The organism is Streptomyces sp. NPDC014006 (genome assembly GCF_043088925.1).
GTDB lineage: Bacteria > Actinomycetota > Actinomycetes > Streptomycetales > Streptomycetaceae > Streptomyces.
In genome coordinates, this window is record NZ_JBICAJ010000026.1 from 15,652 (window position 1) to 34,257 (window position 18,606).

At 67.3% G+C, this 18,606-nt stretch carries 11 protein-coding genes and 4 pseudogenes; 8 read left to right on the forward strand and 7 right to left on the reverse strand.

Annotated elements, in window-relative coordinates; all coding sequences use genetic code 11:
- Window positions 1-225: 225 nt before the first annotated feature.
- A complete protein-coding gene (locus tag ACF1GV_RS40830; RefSeq protein ID WP_391691975.1) occupies window positions 226-2,328 on the reverse strand; it encodes a protein kinase in 2,103 nt (700 codons plus the stop codon).
- Window positions 2,329-3,012: 684 nt separating this feature from the next.
- On the opposite strand from ACF1GV_RS40830, the gene ACF1GV_RS40835 reads away from it, so the two are divergent.
- Window positions 3,013-3,582, forward strand: a complete 570-nt coding sequence (locus tag ACF1GV_RS40835; RefSeq protein ID WP_391691977.1) for a DUF4352 domain-containing protein — start codon at window positions 3,013-3,015, stop codon at window positions 3,580-3,582.
- 542 nt (window positions 3,583-4,124) lie between these two features.
- Here the strand turns inward: ACF1GV_RS40835 and ACF1GV_RS40840 are convergent.
- Complete coding sequence (locus tag ACF1GV_RS40840; RefSeq protein ID WP_391691979.1) at window positions 4,125-5,714, reverse strand: oleate hydratase; 1,590 nt, start codon at window positions 5,712-5,714, stop codon at window positions 4,125-4,127.
- 333 nt (window positions 5,715-6,047) lie between these two features.
- On the opposite strand from ACF1GV_RS40840, the gene ACF1GV_RS40845 reads away from it, so the two are divergent.
- Window positions 6,048-6,452 (forward strand): DUF1003 domain-containing protein, encoded by a 405-nt coding sequence (locus ACF1GV_RS40845; RefSeq protein ID WP_391691981.1) that lies wholly within the window; start codon window positions 6,048-6,050, stop codon window positions 6,450-6,452.
- 39 nt (window positions 6,453-6,491) lie between these two features.
- On the opposite strand, the gene ACF1GV_RS40850 is transcribed toward ACF1GV_RS40845, so the two are convergent.
- Window positions 6,492-7,640 (reverse strand): IS701 family transposase, encoded by a 1,149-nt coding sequence (locus ACF1GV_RS40850; protein ID WP_391691983.1) that lies wholly within the window; start codon window positions 7,638-7,640, stop codon window positions 6,492-6,494.
- 660 nt (window positions 7,641-8,300) lie between these two features.
- Here ACF1GV_RS40850 and ACF1GV_RS40855 point away from each other — a divergent pair.
- Window positions 8,301-8,576: pseudogene (locus ACF1GV_RS40855) on the forward strand (DUF6417 family protein); the annotation flags it as partial.
- Between the two features lie 235 nt (window positions 8,577-8,811).
- On the opposite strand, the gene ACF1GV_RS40860 reads toward ACF1GV_RS40855, so the two are convergent.
- Window positions 8,812-9,312, reverse strand: coding sequence for a hypothetical protein (locus tag ACF1GV_RS40860; protein ID WP_391691985.1), 501 nt, complete (start codon window positions 9,310-9,312; stop codon window positions 8,812-8,814).
- 493 nt (window positions 9,313-9,805) lie between these two features.
- Here ACF1GV_RS40860 and ACF1GV_RS40865 point away from each other — a divergent pair.
- Window positions 9,806-9,946 (forward strand): annotated as a pseudogene (locus ACF1GV_RS40865) (Ku protein); the annotation flags it as partial.
- Window positions 9,947-10,091: 145 nt separating this feature from the next.
- On the opposite strand, the gene ACF1GV_RS40870 reads toward ACF1GV_RS40865, so the two are convergent.
- Entirely contained in the window at window positions 10,092-10,511 is a 420-nt protein-coding gene (locus ACF1GV_RS40870) for a MarR family winged helix-turn-helix transcriptional regulator (protein WP_391691987.1), read from the reverse strand.
- Between the two features lie 62 nt (window positions 10,512-10,573).
- Here ACF1GV_RS40870 and ACF1GV_RS40875 point away from each other — a divergent pair, with 62 nt between their 5' ends.
- Window positions 10,574-11,368, forward strand: a complete 795-nt coding sequence (locus tag ACF1GV_RS40875; protein WP_391691989.1) for an alpha/beta fold hydrolase — start codon at window positions 10,574-10,576, stop codon at window positions 11,366-11,368.
- 309 nt (window positions 11,369-11,677) lie between these two features.
- Here ACF1GV_RS40875 and ACF1GV_RS40880 read toward each other — a convergent pair.
- A pseudogene (locus ACF1GV_RS40880) lies at window positions 11,678-11,827 on the reverse strand (IS256 family transposase); the annotation flags it as partial.
- Window positions 11,828-12,397: 570 nt separating this feature from the next.
- On the opposite strand from ACF1GV_RS40880, the gene ACF1GV_RS40885 reads away from it, so the two are divergent.
- The 3 genes from ACF1GV_RS40885 to ACF1GV_RS40895 are packed head-to-tail and all read left to right on the forward strand — an operon-like array spanning window position 12,398 to window position 18,009.
- Entirely contained in the window at window positions 12,398-14,350 is a 1,953-nt protein-coding gene (locus tag ACF1GV_RS40885) for a DUF6531 domain-containing protein (RefSeq protein WP_391691991.1), read from the forward strand.
- A 30-nt stretch (window positions 14,351-14,380) separates the two neighbouring features.
- A complete protein-coding gene (locus tag ACF1GV_RS40890) occupies window positions 14,381-17,710 on the forward strand; it encodes an RHS repeat-associated core domain-containing protein (protein WP_391691993.1) in 3,330 nt (1,109 codons plus the stop codon).
- Between the two features lie 2 nt (window positions 17,711-17,712).
- Window positions 17,713-18,009, forward strand: a complete 297-nt coding sequence (locus ACF1GV_RS40895; protein ID WP_391691995.1) for a hypothetical protein — start codon at window positions 17,713-17,715, stop codon at window positions 18,007-18,009.
- 304 nt (window positions 18,010-18,313) lie between these two features.
- On the opposite strand, the pseudogene ACF1GV_RS40900 reads toward ACF1GV_RS40895, so the two are convergent.
- A pseudogene (locus tag ACF1GV_RS40900) lies at window positions 18,314-18,412 on the reverse strand (IS5/IS1182 family transposase); the annotation flags it as partial.
- Window positions 18,413-18,606 lie beyond the last annotated feature (194 nt).

An 18,606-nucleotide genomic window follows, 5' to 3' on the forward strand; every position in this document is an offset into this window, starting at 1 on the left:
GGCGGGCGGACCGGACAGTTCTGCGCCAGCTGCTCTGCACGATCACGCACAGCCGAAACGCCGACGGCCGTGTCACCGTGCGGCCAAAGGGTCAGGACGACACCGCGACGACCGGCAGCTGCGGGTTCGGCCCCGCTGCGGAGCCGAGGCCGTGAGGAGGCGTGGCCCCGGCGGAAACGAAGACGCCGAGCCCGGACCGCTGGGCCGTGTCCGCGCAGCCTGGGCTCACTGCCAGGCCGGGTGCCCTTCTGCTGAACTGCCCGTCGTGAGTCTGCGTTCCCCCGTGCCGTCCGCGCGTACCGCCCAGATCACGGGGGTCTGGTAGGGGCCGCGCACGAATGCCACCCACGTGCCGTCCGCCGACCACGCCGGGTCCATCTCGTGCTCAGGGGTGGCCACCAGCGCGCGGTCACCGGTTCCGTCCGTCCTGACCAGGTGAATGTCCCCTTTGCGGCCGCTGTTGTAGCTTCCCGCCGTGTACGCGAAGGTTTTTCCGTCGGGTGACCAGACGGCGTCCACTGCCGGGTGCGGCAGCCGTGTGACCTGGACGAGCTCCGGCTGCCGGGCGTCGGGTTCCACTACGTGGATCTGCCAGTTGCCGGGCGAAGTCTCATAGGACACGGCGATCCGGCTGCCGTCCGGGGACCACGCGGGATCCTCCACCCGGCCTGTCCCGGTGGTGATCCGTCGGGAGGAACCGTCGGAGACACGGACCACGAACAACTGCTGTACACCGTCCTGTTTGCGCAGCACCGCCAGCCGCGTGCCGTCCGGAGACCACGACACCCGCCCGCCGGCGATGGAAGCGATGCGCCGGGCCCCGGACCCGTCGGCGTTGGCTGTCCACACGGCCGTGTCCCCGGAAGTGATCCGTGTGAAGGCGAAGGAGCGCCGGTCGGGGGCCCACTGCGGCAGGATGTCGCACGTGCCGCCGTGGACCACCCGCCGCGGCTCATCCGTCGCGGCCGGGCGCAGTGCGATCACGCCGTGGCAGGTCGAGGGCCAGCCGGGTGCGGTGTCCAGCCGGACCAGCAGCGGTGCCGTGGGGAAGGCGGCCGGGCCTGACGGAGGTGCGATCTTGACGGACTGCTTGGGCTGAGCCTTGTTCGGGGAGCCGTCGTCCTGCGTCTGCCACACGAGGACCGCGGCAGCCACCGTGCACACCACCAGCGCGGCGGCGACGGCAGACCCTTTCCAGGGCCGCCGCCGGGCCCTGGGGCCCTGTGCATCGGCCGATTGGTCGCCCTCCCGAACGCGCGGAGGTGAGCTCAGGGCGCTCACGGTTGGCGATGCGGCGGTTTCCTCCGCGGCAGGAGCGGTCCGCGGTGTCGGCGCGGCGCTGTCCGCGCGCGGAAACGCATGCGTGCCGGAAGGGTCAGGGCCGGGGTCGGCCACCGTCGGCGACGCGGGGGCCCGTTGCGCGTCGTCATGGCCGGGAGGTGCCGGGGCCTGCGCGCCCGGAACCTCCTGCGGCGTCAGCAGGTGCATCGCGGCGTCCGGCAGCCAGCCGCCGTCCTCGCGGCGCAGCACCGTCAGACCGGCGAGGAACTCCGATGGGGTGGGCCGCTGCAGCGGGTCCTTGGCCAGGCAGGCGGCCACTGCCTCCCTCAGCATCGGTGGCACGGCGGCCAGGTCGGGCTCCTCGTGGACGACGCGGTAGAGCCAGCCGGCCGTGGAGCCGTCGCCGAACGGCGAGCCACCTGCGGCCTGGCAGAGCACCACGCCCAGCGCGAACATATCCACAGCGGCGGTGATCGCTCCGCCTGTCAGCTGCTCGGGCGCGAGGTAGCCGGGCGTCCCGACCTGAAATCCCGTCTGCGTCAGAGCCGGCGTTCCATCGAGGGCCCGCGCGATGCCGAAGTCGATAACGCGCGGGCCGTCCTCGGCGACGATGATGTTCGCCGGTTTGAGGTCGCGGTGAGCCACGCCGACCCGGTGGATCGCCTCCAAGGCTTCGGCGAGTCCCGCCGCGAGCACGGTCAGACTGTACGCGGGCAGTGATCCCACCCGTTTCAGTACTCGGTGCAGGGTGGGACCGGGCACGTAGGCGGTCACCAGCCAGGCCGGATTTCCGTCGGGGTCGGCGTCCACGACGGGGGCGGTATGGAAGCCGCCTACCTGCCGCGCGGCCGTGATCTCGCGGGCGAAACGGCGCAGGAAGTCGGGGTCCGTGCTCAGCTCGGGACGCACGACCTTGACCGCCACGGCCCGGCCCGACTGGGACCGGCCGAGGTAGACGACCCCCATGCCTCCCTGTCCGAGCCGACCGATCAGTCGGTACCTGTCCCCGCCGACCGACCTGGGATCACTCGACTCCAGCGGCTTCATGCATCCCTCTCCCGCACAACGTACGGGAACAGAATCGCCCGCCGAGCAGCCGTGAGTCCAGCGCTTGCCACCTGTTCTCTCTTCGTTCGATCACCCCGGGTTTCCGGTGGGCCGGCTCCCTTCTCGGCTGCCCGAGGCCTCGGGTGTCCGAGGACCGATGGACGCTGGGCGATCAGGATGAGGGGAAAGAACTGCTGCAGCTTGCCCCGCCGTCTTCACCCAGGTTGTCACCCTCGGCGCCGGACTCAAGAGCACCTTCGCCGCCGCCTGGGCAGCGGTGGCCAGCGCTATGTGAGGAAGTCAGTGCGCTCCATGGTCAGGTGGGAACTCCGGCGGGGGTGCAAGGGAGGCCGGGTGGTGTGTGGCTAGCCTACCGTGCACGAGCTCGTTAGACCCGGCACCGTGGATACGGTCCTAGCCTTGCGCTGCGGCACCCGCTTGCCTCCGAGGAGGCGGGCGCCCTGCGACCACGGACGGGTCACTCCTCTTTCCAGCGTTCCGGGGCGAACAGGTGTTTCGCGGTTGCTTTCAGGATCGCGATGTACGCGAATAGCAGCACGTGTCGCCGTCACGAAGTCGCTACACGCCGTGCACACTTTTCTGCCGAGCAGAGGGTACTTGCCCGCATTGATCGGGTCACCGACAGATCTTGGGGGCATCATGCATTCGAGAACTGTGCAGCACATGGCCAGCACCATGCTTGCTACGAGCCTGCTGTTGACCACGACAGCATGCTCCAGCGGGGACGAGGTCACCACCAAGCCCAATACCCCTGCCAAGAGTGAGAGGCCGACGGCCGACGCGAAGACGACGAGCCCCGAACCCAGCAAAGAGGCGGACGCCAAGGTAGGCGACAGCATCACTCTCAGGGGGGCGAACGATGGAGAGCAACTCGACGTCACCGTCAAGAAGTTCCTTGACCCCGCGAAGGGAGCCGACGAGTTCAACCAGCCTCAGTCCGGGAAGAAATGGGTCGCCGTCCAGTTACAGCTGGTCAATACGGGCAGCAGGGCGTACTCCGATTCTCCCGCCAATGGCGCCAAGGTCGCTGACACAGATGGTCAGCGTTTCGACTCCTGGTTCGGGGAGATCGCCGCAGGGCCGGCGATGGCCTCAGACCTCAATCTTCCTGCGGGTGAGAAGGCACTCGGGTGGATCGTGTTCGAGATTCCCAAGACCTCAAAGGTCGTCACGGTCCAGTACGGCATGAATAGCGGATTTGCCGAGCAGACCGGGCAGTGGAAGGTGAGCTGACCGACAGCTCAGCAATGACAGCGTCCGTGGTCCGATCCGGCACGAGTGCGGGTCGGCTGGTTGGCCTCGACGGTGCATTGGTTTCGGAGCTCCTCGAGTTCGCCCGCCACCGGCTGCGGCAGGGACCTGTCCCGGTCTCCACCGACGGTCGGGCCCTGCCGTCTCCGGAAGCGGGCTGGGCTTCCCGGCGCCTGTTCTCGCGGGTTTCACCTCACCTCACCCGCGCGTTTCGCGCGCCCCGCTCGGGAAACACCCCACGCCGCCCAGTGCCGCGTGGAACTCCAGACCTTCACGCAGAACCTGGTCGGCGGCCGACGGTCAGTTACAGCAGAGTCCGCCTACTTGATGGCCCAGGAGTCGTCCCGTTTGACGGACGGGCGGTGGCTGCCGTGCCGAAGCCGTCGGCGCGAGTGGATGGCTTAGCCCTCCCGGGCCGGACAGAAATGCTGTTGCGTCGGGCGTTCGGAGCTGCCACCGCTGAAGAGAAGGGGGCGTGCCGGCTGGGTCTGGCACGCCCCTTTCACAGTTTATTGCAGTGCAGCTCAGGACAGTGCGGCCTTGAGTGCGCCGAAGGCCGTCGTCGGGTCGGCGAGAGCGTGGTAGATGCCGGGGATCGCACGCTCGTTGAGGCCGAGCAGTCCGTAGACGGCGTGCATGGCGCCGCGCACAGAGTACTCAACGGTGAAGACCACGTCCTCCGGGATCTCGGTGAACTGGCCGAGGAAGGCGAAGTTCACTGCTCCCCGCGGGATGACCTGCGGTCGGTCATGCGCAGTGCGCGGGGCGAACTGGCTGGTGATGTAAGGCATCATCACCGGGATCGTCGTCGTGGCCGCCGCGACTTGATCCTCGATGTCGGACATGCCGAGATGGCCGAGGAGTTCGGTGAGGATCTCCCGACCGGTTGCCTGGGCCATCGGCTTGCCGATGAAGTCGCCCTCCTTGTCCACGAAGAGGCCGTAGCCCCACAGGGTGTAGACGTCCTCCGGCTGGCCGTCGAAGTGCGGGGCGTGAGGCACCACGATCGACATCAGCCAGTTGGAGTCCTTGAACGTCATCAACGCGCCCGTGCCGGGGAGGTTGCCGGACAGCTCCTCGATGCGGTGCAGCAGCAGGGGGCTGCGCATGGTGAGGGTGAAGGATTCCCACTTGGCCTCGTCCACGTTGCCGTTGAAGACAGTGGGGCGCCCGAAGTCGTCGGCCCTGGACGCGATGGTCTCCCACAGTCGCCAACCGCCGTCCCGCTTGCTGCGGTACAGCTCGGGCACGGTGTCGTCGCTGCCGTAGGCCGCGTCAGCGGTCATCGACCCCAGCGTGAGGAACGCGTAGTCGTCGTCGGTGAGCTCGACTGTGTCGGCTTCCCCAGCGCGGTCGAGGTGCAGGCGCCGCACGCGCCGAGTGCCATCGTCCTCGGTGGTGAAGTCCACATCGGTGACTCGTACGCCATGCTCAATGTGGACGCCGAGGTTCTCCAGCCAGGCCCGCAGCGGGCGGATGATCGAGTCGTACTGGTTGAGCCGGGTGCGGCGCACCCCCGCCAGGGTGTGCATGCGCGGGAACTCCTGCATGAAGCGCAGGAAGTAGCGCCTGAGCTCGATAGCGCTGTGCCAGTTCTGGAAGGCGAACGTGGTGCGCCACATCGCCCAGAAGTTGGTCTCGAAGAAGTGGGGGGAGAAGAAGTCCTCGATGCGGCGGGCGCCGATCACCGCTTCGGGCAGCACCAGCAGGCGGGTCAGCTCCAGGCGGTCCCGGACATTCAGCCCGTAGTCGGCGGCGTCCAGGAGAGTGGCGCCCTTGCCGATCAGGCGCGCCTTGGCCTCGGTGGGCCACTTGGCGTTGAACGCCTGGATCTCCTCGCGCACCGTCACCGTCTCGTCGGTCAGAGTGGGAATGGTCTCCAAAAGGTTCCACAGGCAGGTGTACGCCTCCTCCTCCAGCATCCGCCCGCCCCGGCTGACGTAGCCGGCGGGTTCGCCGCTGCCGTCTAGCGAGCCGCCGGCAACGGGGAGCTCCTCCAGGATGCGGATGTTCTCGCCGGGGAAGCGGCCATCTCGGAGAAGGAAGGCAGCCGCCGCAAGCGAGGCGATGCCGCCGCCGACGAGGTAGGCGCGGGACTGCTGGGCGTCTGTCATGACGTCCCTCCGTTCTGCCGCCCAGGTCCACCGGGCGGTCGACAGTGGTGAAGGCTCGTGCGGCGGGGCGCCATCTGTGATGAGGCTGCGCTGTGCGCACGGCGCGGCGCCGGCGGGATGACGACCGGCGCCTGTACCCGTCAGTCAACTCAAGGGGCAGCCGTGCAAGCAGGGGCCGGATGTCCCTGATTTAGGTGCCGACGGGCCCCAGGCCGGGAGCCGTTGCCGCATGCAGGCATATGACGACGTCTTAGGGTGCAGGGGAAACAGTGGTTGCCGCCCCCGCCGTCGGCCGGGCACTGCGGCACGCCGATACCTGAGAGGCGCGTAGAGATGAGCGAGCAGGACGGCATGAACCGGCACCACCCGGCAGTGGTAGCGCACCACAAGCACCGTGCTGAGGATCTTCAACTGCGCATCGCCGACGCCATCACTCGCTTCGCCGGTTCGATGCCCTTCGTCTACGCGCACGCGCTCGTCTTCGCCGTGTGGATGCTGTTCGCCGAGAGCAATCCCTGGCCCACGCTGACGCTGGTAGTGTCCTTGGAAGCAATCTTCCTCTCGACGTTTGTCATGATCGGCCAGAACCGGCAGGCGGCCTTCCAGCAGATGAAGGCCGACCACGACTTCGTCGAGCAGGAGCTGGAACTCAAGACGAACACCGAACTGACACGCGCGATTCATTCGATGACCCAGGAACTCCACCGCCGTCTGATCGAAGACGACACGCGGGAGTAACGGATCAGACATGCGACGAGGACAGGGCCGCAAGCACCCTCACAGCGACGAAGTGGCTCTGGTGTCCAGGTCCAGATGGCGGGCTCGCAGGACGGCGAGGCATGCGTGGGCGGCCATGGCGAGAGTCATGTGACGGTGCCAGCCGGGGTAGCGGCGGACCTGGTAATCGTCCAGGCCGCATTCCTGCTTGGCGCTTTGGAAGCATTCCTCGATGGCCCACCGGCTGCCGGCAATGCGGATCAGCTCATCGAGGGTGGTCTCGGCGGGACAGTAAGCGATGTAGTAGGAGAACTCCTGCGGGCGGGCAACGCTGCGGCGGGCGATCACCCAGTGGCGGCGGTCGGGCCGGTGCCAGGGCCGCACCTCGACTCGCGCCCAGTCGTAGATGCGTCGGCCGTGGGCGCCGTCCCTACAGGAACGGCGCTTCCATTTCTGCCTCGGCAGGCCGAGAAAGAGGTCGTGCACGGGGTGATCGATGGCCCAGCGGGTGACGACGGTGTCGTGGAGGGTGGTGGCCATGACGTGGAAGACGTCGGCTTGCTCCAGCTCGGACCGCCAGCTCTTGCTGAAGCCGTAAGCGGCGTCCGCGGTCACCCAGCGGAAGGGGATGCGGTCGGCGATGGCCCGCCGGACCATCGCCTTGGCCATGGCCACCTTCGTTTCGAAGACGACTGTGTCGTCGATGCCGGCCCGGCGGCATCGTTCCCGGTCGTCGGTCCAGGAGGTGGGCAGATACAGGCGCCGGTCGATCAGCGTCCGGCCGCCAGGAGCCGCATAGGCGAGGAAAACGCCGATCTGGCAGTTCTCGGTCCGCCCGGCGGTATCGGAGTACTGCCGTTGCACGCCCGCCGACCGCACTCCTTTCTTCAGGCAGCCGGTGTCGTCCACGATCAGGACGGCGCCTGGGTCACCCAGGTTGTCGACGACATACCGGCGCACGTCATCGAGGACCTCATCGGCGTCCCAGTCGATCCGGTTCAGCATCCGGTGGATACGGTCCGGGCCTGCGTGACCGGCCTCCTCCGCCAAGGTCCAGCCGTTCTTGCGCTGCAGCGGAGCGATCAATCCCCGCATACAGGCCAGCGCCGACTCCCGCGGCTCCGACCTGCTGAAACGGTGCACGAACCGCTCGTGCACCGCGTTCAGTTCACTCGCCCACAACCTGACATCAGCAAGGTCCCCACCCATAACCACACCAACGACCGACCTGGCCATCAGTCACGGCAAGAACCGTTGCAGTACTAGCTCCTGCCGACGACTGGTTCTGCAGCGGGGGCTTTCGCCAGGTAGAGGCCGGCTAACACAACTGACGCACAGCCAGCACTGGCGTCAGCACAGCGGGGGGCCACCCCTGTCGGCGGGGGTGGCCCCGCCCGCGCGACGCCCTCTTATCACGGGCGCAGGGCCGACACGGAGCTATTCGCCCAGCATCGTGCTCAGGCTCTACCGTCTGCTCCGGCACCGAGTGAGGGCGAAAGGTGAGGGTGAGCATGAATGCGCGGCAGTCATGGCTGGACGCCCTTCGCTCCTTGCGCGAGCGGGAGACGGGCTCCGTCTACGGCTGGGTGCTGTCCACGGATGTACCGCCGGGACTGCAGCAGTCCCTGCAGAGCGCGGCCGGCCAGGGCCTGGTCGAGCTCGCCGACCGGGAGATGCGCGCGGAACTGTCCGCCGACGAAGGGCGCCCGGTGCTGTGGGCGGCCCGCCTCAGTGCCCAGGGCCACGATGTCCTGACCTACCTGTACGCCTCTCCCGCCCCCACGCTGGACAGCGCACCGCCCGCAGGCGATGAGCAGGTGATCGAGCTGCGGCCCGCGCAGATGGACGCCTGCGCGTCTACGCCGGCCTCGCCGCCGTCCTGCGCGTGGCGCCGGCGACGGCCTCGTCGAGCGGGTACGCACCGCCCACTTCGACCGCCCCAGCAACCGCTGGCGCATGACCCTCACCACCGAGCAGATCGACTCGGTTGCCTACGCCTTCCACCTGCGCGCGCTCAGTGGCTCGGTGGCGGAGGCCAACTGGTTCGCCCGCGAGTACGGAGTCGCCTACCGGGTCGACCCGGCTACAGGACGCCTCGGTGCCATGCGCATGCCGTCTCCTACCGTCTCCCCCCTGAGGTCCTGAGCTTGGCACTCGTGGGGCTCTCGCGGTGGGCGACAATGGCACCCCCGAAAGGGGTCCCTCAAGATGACTCTCACCTTCCGCTGCCAGCCTGGAGCGGCCTTGTAGGCAGGGCAAAGTGAGGGGCCCCGGCCGGGAGGCTGGGACCGCGCCCGGGAGGGACCTGCTCTCCGGACGCGATGACAAGCTCGCGGTCCGCTACGAGGCGACTGTGCCGGTCGCAGCGATCAACGAATGGCTATGAACCTATTTCGCGTGTCATGAGGTATGTGTTCCCGATGTCGGGATCGCCGTAGAAGAAGAACAGCTTCAACTCGGCGTGCTGATCTCGGTCCACATAGAAGGACCACGCGTATGTCGATCGGGGATCAGGAGCCGACGCGTCAGTGACCGTCGGGGACCGGCTCTCCACTCGGGTCCGGGCTGTCAGCGCGAGTCGGACGACCTGTCCGTCGTCGGTCAGTTGCCAAGTTCCCGTACCGGAGAGGCGCCAGCCGTCCTCGAAGTCGAAGTCCTGCCCGTCGAGTTTTTCGACAACAGCCGTTCCGTCTTTGCGAAGCACCACGTGGGTCCCCTCGACGTTTTCCCAGCCCCCAGCGACTTCGGCCGCCGTGGTGTCGTGGATCCCTGTTCCCCCGTAGTACTGATAGGGGCCGGCACATGCAGTCAGAACAGCCAGAATCACCATCCCGCCACCGAGGGCCGCCACCCGCGCACGCAGCCCGCAGCCGCTCGCCATCAGGACCTCCCACCGTCCGCCCGCATCGGCCAACCGATAGGACCAGGCCGAGGAGAGGTACCTTGGCAGACTCGTTGAACGCGTTCAACTTCGTGGCTGGAGAGGTGGCACGCGCCGCCCCCGACTCATACATCCGGCGCTGCCCGCAACCAACGATGAGCACCGCGAGCACAGCGTTTCCGAGACCGGCTAGCGCCATACGTCCGGGCCACCGCCGCGCCACTCGATGTCGTCGGACCGGATGACGTCGAGGTCGTCGACCCCTTCCATGCCGGCGTCCTGCAGGAAGGCGACGACGTCTCTGAGCCGGTAGGCGCGGCCGAGGATCGTGTCGTCACGGTGATCGTGTATCCACCCGACAGCCAGGGCGGCCAGCGCGTGCGAGCAGGTGCCTCAAGCGTCCCGCCGTGCCCCGAGGGGCGCATGGTGTGGTGCGCCGACGGCGTCGCGTTCGTAGGCTGGTGCTGCTCGGGGCTACCACGGAGGACTTTTCATGCCCCGGACGATCTGGAGCGGTGCCATCAGCTTTGGCCTGGTCACAGTGCCGATCAACGTGGTCGGCGCGACCGAGGACCACAGCATCCGCTTCCGCCAGTACCACCATGAGGACGGCGGCCGCGTCCGCGTGAGCCGAGGTGCACGAGCTGCCGGAGCCGAAGAAGAAGACCCCCCGCGAAGAAGACGGCCGCCAAGAAGGGCTCTTTCGGGGTGCACTGAGGCGGCCGCTCAACGGGCAGTGCGGGGTGGGCCACCCGCAGGAGGGGTATCTGGGGCCGGGCCTACATGTCTCGTTCTGCGGTGAGGCGCTTAAGTAGGTCGAGCAGGGTTGCGCGGTCCGCGTCCGGCAAGGCGGAGAAGCAGTCGGCGAGCACCTCGTCGGCAACCTTGTGGCCAGCCGCCAGGACCTGCTCGCCCGCGGGCGTGAGGTGGTGCGCGATGCGCCGGCCGTGTCCCGGTCGGCGCTCCACAAGGCCCTGGACTGTCAGGCGGCCGACGAGGGTTCCGAAGGCCTGCTCGGTCTGAAACGTCGCGGCGGCCAACTCGCGGGCGGATGCCCCGGGCGAGCGGCTGATCGCACGCAGGGCGTCCCACTGGGCCAGCGTTGTACCGATGGCCGAGAGGGCACTGTCGAGCGCCCGATGCTGTCGATACTGGGCTTGTTTGACCGCTCTGCCGAGTTCTTGCAGCTCACCGTGCATGGATCGAGTCTACCCGATAACCAAGCTAGCTTATATAAAGATGTTTAGTTACCTTGGTGGGCATGCCCACCAACACTTCATCCGTGTACGCCGACCTGTCCCTCCCTCTGTCCGAGGCCGGAGCAGGCAGGCCGGTCCTCATCCTGCACGGTGGCGGAGGCCCCGCCACGGTCGCCAGCCTCGCCCAGCACCTCTCCCGCATCTCCCACACGATCACGCCCGTGCACCCCGGCTGGGACGGCACGCACCGTCCCGCATGGCTGACCGGCATCGATGACCTCGCCCTCGTCTACCTGCACATCCTGCGTGAACGCCGATTGCGCGACGTTCTCGTCGTCGGCTCCTCCCTCGGGGGCTGGATAGCCGCCGAGATGGCCGTACGCGACCATGCGGGAAGCATCACCGGCCTTGTCCTGATCGACGCGGTAGGGGTGCAGGTCGAGACGGAGCCGATCACAGACGTCTTCGCCCTCGACGCCCGCGGCGTTGCGGAGCATTCCTGGCACGAATCGGACCGGCACCACCTCGACCCGGCCGACGTCCCGGCCGAAGAACTCGCGCGTAGGCAAACCAACATGGCCACCATGCGCATCCTCGCCGGCGACCCCTACATGCATGACCCCAAGCTGCTGCGCCGGCTCGGACATATCCAGGTGCCTGCCCTCCTGCTCTGGGGTGAGAGCGACCGCATCGTCACCCCCGCCTACGGCGCGGCGTACGCCGACGCCTTCACCAACGGCCGACTCGAGGTCATCCCCAAGGCTGGCCACCTCCCGCAGATCGAACAACCGGAAGCCACCTGCGCTCTGATCGACGCGCACCTGCGCCAGACGAGCAACCCGTTCCCTCAACAGTGAAGCTGTCGGGGTAAACGTCTGGTCTCCGTGTTCCTTCGGGCGAGGGCTGTGTCGGGGTTGGTCCACGTGCCTTCGACGCCCGGACCGTCCGCGGTGAACTGCATCCTGACGTGGAACGTCACCTGTTCCCTCCTGACCGCCGTCGCCTGTCCGAGGCGCGGCTGTCGGCAGCCTGGGTGCGCGCTGTGAGCGCGAGAGCCGCCGGGTAGTGCACACTGTGCCCGAAGCGGGACCGGGCGCGGACGGTGACGGCCTCGAGCACCAAGGGCTTGGGTCTGTCAAACGAACGGTGTACCCAGGGTGGTTGGGTTACTGACGGGCCGCTGAGAGCCGGCCGTCGAAGGTGAAGTCGAAGGCGTTCAACGCGGTCTTCCAGCGCATGGTCCAGCGGGCCTGGCCCTTGCCTGTGGGATCGAGCGACATGATGGCCATGTAGACGCACTTCAAGGCGGCCTGCTCTCATGGTGAATGCAGCCTCGTGCCGGCGGCCTGGTGCTTGGTTCTTCCCCGCCTGCGGGGACCCAAAAGGGACAGCAGGGGGGTGCAGTTGGAGCGGATTCGCTGGTGCCAGGTCTGCCTCATCGATTTGTGGCGGCTTCGGTTGGTCGGTCGGGTGCCCATGAGGCGCGGCAGAACATTCTGATCAAGCCAGATCCTGGTGAGGGAGATGTGGCCAATGATCACGCCCAAGGAGCCAACTCCCAGTGGAGTTGGCGAGTTACGCATCTGACGACGAACGGCCTTACCCGCAAGATTCGGTCGCCTTGAGGTCTCAGTCTTGAGTAGAGATCGCTTGTCCCTGAGGATCTTGGGCTTGTGTGCGAGCGCGACCACTTGCACACATTCTGTGTAAGGGGTGGGGGAGTGCTGGCGGGTGTGTCTGCGCGTGTGCGCTTTTTGATCGTTGCGTTGGTGTTGTCCGTCGTTGCGAGCGGCGGTTGGCTGTTCAGGGTGGATGCTGAGGCGTCCAGTGGCGGTGGCGCCAGTTACGCCTACCGCGGACCGCAGCCAGCAGCGCATCAGCGTGCTGTGTCCCTCGAGGAGCGGCGCGCTCAGACGAAGGACCGGGCCAAGCCGAGCAAGCCGCACGCCCTGCCGGCGGCGAAGAGCAAGCCGGCCACGGCTCAGCAGATCGCGCTGCTGAAGCAGAACCAGCGCCAGCTGCGGTCCTCTGGCCCGAAACTGGCGCCGGCACCTCCCGCCGCGGACGAGACTGCCCGCCAGGCATCCTTCGCCACTCACGCGCAGGGTGCAGCCGCTGCCTCGTGCTCCAGCGGCGCGCTGTACCAGGTGTCGACAGATCCGTTCGGCAACGCGGCTGCCCAGCAGGGTGGTTGGCTGATGGCGCTGGGCAACCACATCGGTGCGGCGGTGCCGGGCGAGCCGGTGCAGGTGAAGGCGGCGATCTGGCAGTCCGGCGGGACGGACACCGAAGTGCACCCGGTGAAGGTGCGCTGGAAGGTGGACTACTACGGCTGCCGGCTGAGCAACGACGACATCCAGTATTTCGACTTCGGGCAGACGGTTCAGGCGCCGACGCTGAACACCGACAAAGTCTTCCCCGAAGTGAGCGCGTCGTTCACGGTGCCGACGACGCAGTGCACGCAGCCGGTCCCGAGCTATACGATCTGGGCCTGCACCACCGTGACGGACGACCCGGCGGCCACGGAGTCGTGCGGCTCGTACAACATGTTCTACATCGTGCCGGCCCTTCCGGACGGCGCCGAGTGCAGCGCGGTGTGCGGTGACGCCAGCGGCGCGGCCGGTACGACGGTGATGCGCGCGGACCCGGTGAACACGGCCACCGGCGCCTTCACCGAGGTCTTCACCGACGCGCAGGTCCCCGCCCCCGGCGTGCCGCTGACCGTCGGGCGCGTCTACTCCTCCGACAACACGGCTACAGGCGCACTGGGCAAGGGCTGGCAGCTGCCGTGGGAAACGCGCCTGCAGATCGCGGCCAACGGTGACGCGGTCCTGGTCGGCGAGGGCGGAAGCCGGCACTCGTACGTGAAGCAGTCCGGCGGGACGTTCACGACGCCGGGCCAGGCCCGCTCCACGCTGGCCGTCGACGGCAGCGGCTACAAGCTGACCACGGCAGGCCACACGGCCTATTCCTTCAACGCATCGGGCCAGCTGACGGCCGTCAAGGACCGCACCGGCCATGGGCTGACGCTGGCCTACACCGCGGGCAAGCCCACCGCGATCACCGATGCCGCAGGCCACACGGCGAGCCTCGCGTACGCCGGTGACCGGCTGGACAAGATCACCCTGGCGGACGACCGGATAGTCGACTTCACCTACACCGGCGACCAGCTCACCGGCGCGACCGCCCTGGACGGCAAGACAGAGACCTACGGCTACGACGCCTCCGGCCGCCTGAACAAGGTGACGGATGCCCGCGGCAAGCAGGTCACGCTCAACGTGTACGACACCCAAGGACGGGTGACGTCGCAGACGGACGCGCTGAACCACAAGACGGCGTTCGCGTACTCCAAGAACGGCTGGTTCGACCAGGTTGATGTCACCGCGCCGGACGGCGGTGTGTGGACGGACGTCTACTACAAGAACGTCCTGTTCACGCAGATCGACCCGCTGAACAACAAGAGCTACTACCGCTACGACAAGTTCTTCAACCGCACCAGCGTCATCGACGCCGAGATCCGCGAGACCAAGTACGACTACGACACCGCGGGCCGGCTGAAGAGCCGCTCGAACGCCGCCTCCGACGAGGAGTGGACGTACGACACGGCCGGCAACGTCGCCACCTACACCGACGGCGAGTACAACAAGACCGTCTTCGGCTACAACGCGGCCAACCAGCTGACCACCGTCAAGGACCCGCTGGGCAAGACGACGACGTACGGCTACAACGCCACCACCGGCCTGCTCGAGACGGTCACCACTCCACACGGCAAGTCGACCAGGTACGGCTACGACGCGGACGGCAACCTCACCTCGGTCACCACCCCGAAGGGCAACTAGACCACCTACACCTACGACGCCTCAGCGCGGGTGAAGACGGTCCTCGACCCGCGCGGCAACGTCACCGGTGCCGACCCGGCCAAGTACACGACGTCCTACACCTACGACAACGCCGACCGCGTCAAGACGGCCACCGATGCACGCGGCAACACCACGACGTACGGCTATGACGAAGCCGGCAACCTGCTGTCGGTCACGGACGCCGCGCAGCGCACCACCGCCTACGCCTACGACGACGCCGGCCGCCTGACGACCATCACCGACCCGGCGCAGAAGCAAACCGTCCTGGGCTACGACCCCGTCGGCCGCCTCGCCAAGGAGACCAACCGCGTCGGCGCCACGGTCACCTACCAGTACGACAAGGCCGGCCACCAGACACAGATCATCACCGCTCGCGGCAACGTCACCGGCGTAGACCCGAAGCCGTACACCTGGGACATCGGCTACGACAAGGTCGGCAACCGCAAGACCGTCACCGACCCGCTCGGCAAGACCACGGCCCTCTCATGGGACGCCGACAACCGCCCGCTGTCGGTGACCGACCCGCTGGGCCACACGCGCAGCGTCACCTACGACGACAACGGCAGCGTGGTGAAGACCACCGACGGCCTCGGCCACGGCATGACGCTGACCTATGACGACGACAACCGGCTGCTGACGTCGAAGACCTGGGCCGGCTACACGACCTCCTACGAGTACGACGACGACAGCCACCTGTCGGCCGAGGTCTCTCCCGAAGCCGAGCGCACCACCTACACCTATGACGACGACGGCCACCTCGCCACGGTCGTCGACCCGCGCGGCAACGTCACCGGTGCCGACCCGGCCAAGTACACCTGGTCCTACGGCTACGACCCGGCGGGCCACCAGACCTCGGTCACCGACCCGCTGGGCAACAAGCGGACCGCCGGTTACGACCCCGCAGGCAACATCACCACGGTCACGGACGCGCGTCAGAAGCAGACCACCTACGAGTACGACGTACTGGACCGGATCAAGAAGATCACCGCTCCGGACACCGGAGCCACGACCTTCGCCTACAACGCGGCCGGGTTCCTCGAGACCAGCACGGACGCTAACACCCACACCACCACCTACGGCCACGACGCCGAAGGCCGGCTGACCTCCGTCAAGAACCCGCTGGGCAAGACGGTCGCCTACGACTACGACCCGGACGGCAACCGCACCAAGTACACCAACGCCCGCGCGCAGACCATCGTCACGACGTACGACGCCCGCAACCTCCCGACGAAGATCACGTACTCGGACGGTACCCCGGCGCAGACATACGCCTATGACGACGCGGGCCGTATGCAGCAGGTCACCGATGCCACCGGCACCCGCACGCTGACCTACGACAACGACGACAAGCTCCTCACGATCAGCTCGCCGGTCGCGGCCAAGCCGTTCAGCTACACCTGGAACACCGACGACACCCTCAAGTCGCGCACCTATCCGGACGGGCGGGCCACCAGCTACCCCTACGACAAGACCGGCCGGATCAAGACCCAGACGACCAACAGCAAGGCTCTCTCCTACGGCTACGACAAGGCGGGCAACCTCGCCAGCGTCACCCTGCCCACCACCACCGCCCGCGCCGAGACCCGCACCTATGACGGAGCCGGCCGCCTGGCGTCACTGACCACACCCACCCTGAACACTACGTTCGCCTACGACGCAAACGGCCGCCTGGTCACCGACAAGCCCGCCACCGGCTACCCGACCCGCTTCGCCTACGACGACGCGGGCCGCATGACCCGTCAGTGCACCGACACGTCGGCCACCTCCTGCCTGACCGGCACCACAGGCAGCACCTACGCCTACGACAAGACCGGAAACCTGAAGACCGCGGCCGAGTCCGGCACCACCACGACCTACGCCTACGACGCCGGCGACCAGCTGACCTCCACCACCGCCGGCACGGCCACCACCAGCTACGCCTACGACGCCGACGGCAACCAGACCAAAGACGACGACGGCACCTACAGCTACGACCCCGCAGGTCGCCTGAAGTCGGCCACCATCGGCGCCAACACCTTCGCCTTCACCTACGACGCCGACGGCAACCGCACCACCGTCAAGAAGAACAACGCCCTGGCCGGCACGTCCCGCTGGGACCTCGTCGGCGACCTGCCCCAGATCGCCACCGACACCGACGCCTCCGGCGCCCTGGTCGCCGACTATCACTACGACCCCGACGGCACGGCCCGCTCCATGGACCGCACCGCCGGCAGCTACTACTTCACCCAGGACCGCCAGAAGTCGACCAGCGCGGTCTACGACGCCGCCGGAACCGACAACTACCGCTACACCTACAGCCCCTGGGGCAGCCAGACCGGCAAGGCCACCATCACCGGCGGCCAGACCAGCCCCTATGGCTACACCGGCCAGTACAAGGACGCCTACGTCCCCGACCGCCTCCAGCTCCGAGCCCGCTCCTACGACACCACACAGCGCCGCTTTACCACCCAGGACGCCGTCCCGGCCGCAACGGACAACCCCAACCAGTCCCCCTACAACTACGCCGACAACGACCCCGCCAACCTCGCCGACCCCACCGGCCAATGCCCGATGTGCATCGGCGCCGGCATCGGAGCCCTCGTCAGCGGCGGCGCCTACCTCCTCCAGCACCACGACGACTTCAGCTGGGGTGACTTCGCCACCGCCACCCTCGAAGGCGCAGCAATCGGGGCAGTCGGAGGCTTTCTTGCCCCCGCCGGCACCAGCCTCGCCGCGACGCTCGGCCTCTCCGGAGGCCGCGCCCTCGCCGTCGCCTTCTTCACCGACGCCGCCATTGGCATGGGCTTCACATGGGCCATCAACACCGCCCAGTGCCAGCCCACTACCCCCACCGACCTCCTCGTCGGCGCCCTTACCGGAGGGCTGGGGAACCTCGTCAAGCCCGCCTGGGGAGCCTTGAGGGGTTTGTTCGGCAAGGCGCCCAGCACCTCACCCCTCCGATTCGGTCCGGGAGCGGCTCACAGGTACGAACGTGTCTTCCCCGTCGTTGAGGGGGACGTGGGAAGTTTCTACGATCTGACGCGAAGGGGACGAGTAGGAGACGCGCTTACCCCTAACCACATGCCCCAGGACGCGCTCGGCTTTCTGCCCCGCAACGACGGAGGGACCATTGCACTGCCTCATCACGTCCACGTGAAGACCCGTACCTACGCCGGCAAGGGCAAGGCCACCAAGCGCACCGATGCCGGAAAACCCTTCCGCACTGTTCTTGCGGCTGACATCTGGGACCTGCGTAAGATCGCGGAGGATGTATATGGGGACCCCACGTACTACAACAGAAGTATCCAGGAGCTGATCGACTACTATCGACGCAACTACCCGAACCTGATCAAGAGGTAGTCATGACAGTCAGAGACGCCGTGAGGGACTTCCTTGAGGTAACGCCGTTGCCATCGGAGAGTGATGCGTCGGAGGAAGAACTTGATGAGCTGCAACGCCGCCTCGAGGCGATCAACCCGCCGGTCTCGGTCGATGAAGCTGAGCTCCTCGCGGGTGCCTTCGGCAGCGACGACTGCTACGGCCTAGCGTGGACGCTCCTCCACTTGATCGAAACAGCACCAGGGCAACCCGCCATTGCTGAGCCGACCGTGGAGACCAACGAATGGGTTCGCAGGCTGTGGGAGCGCCGGGTGGGGTGACGCTGCAGCTGCGCGAGCCTGGCGTGATACGTGGCGTATGGGCGCGGCGTCCCCTACAGCGCCGCAGTACTCGCCCACCTTGGCCTGGCTCCAACAGTTAAAGCGACTGCGAACCCCCTACCAGCGCCACGTTAGGGCGACCAGCTTCCGCAATGGATCGCGGCGGTCGGGCCGACGACCTTCCCAGCCTCCACACCTTCGTCAATGGCCTCGAACGGGACCTTGCCGCCGTCACCGCCGGTCTCATGCTGCCCTGGAACTCCGGCATCGTCGAAGGTCACGTCAATCGGATCATTGAGCATTTTCAGCGTTGCCTCTCCAGGGTGAGGACGGCCTTGGCGACCGACGTCATGCGGTTCGGGCTGATCCGGGATCTTCGGAAGATCCGCCAGGACTTCAGCAGTAAGCCACCGGTAGGCGCCGTGTCGGCCGCAGTCGGCGCATGGGCCGGTGAAGCGGCGTTCGTTCTGGTAGCAGGAGCGGCAGATAGCCCCTTCCTCTTCTGGCTCTAACAAAAGTAGGGTGATCATGTGACTGTCTGCTTGATCGCTCGTTGGTGTGGTCATGGGGAAGCGTCAGTCCCGGCCGTGGATCGTG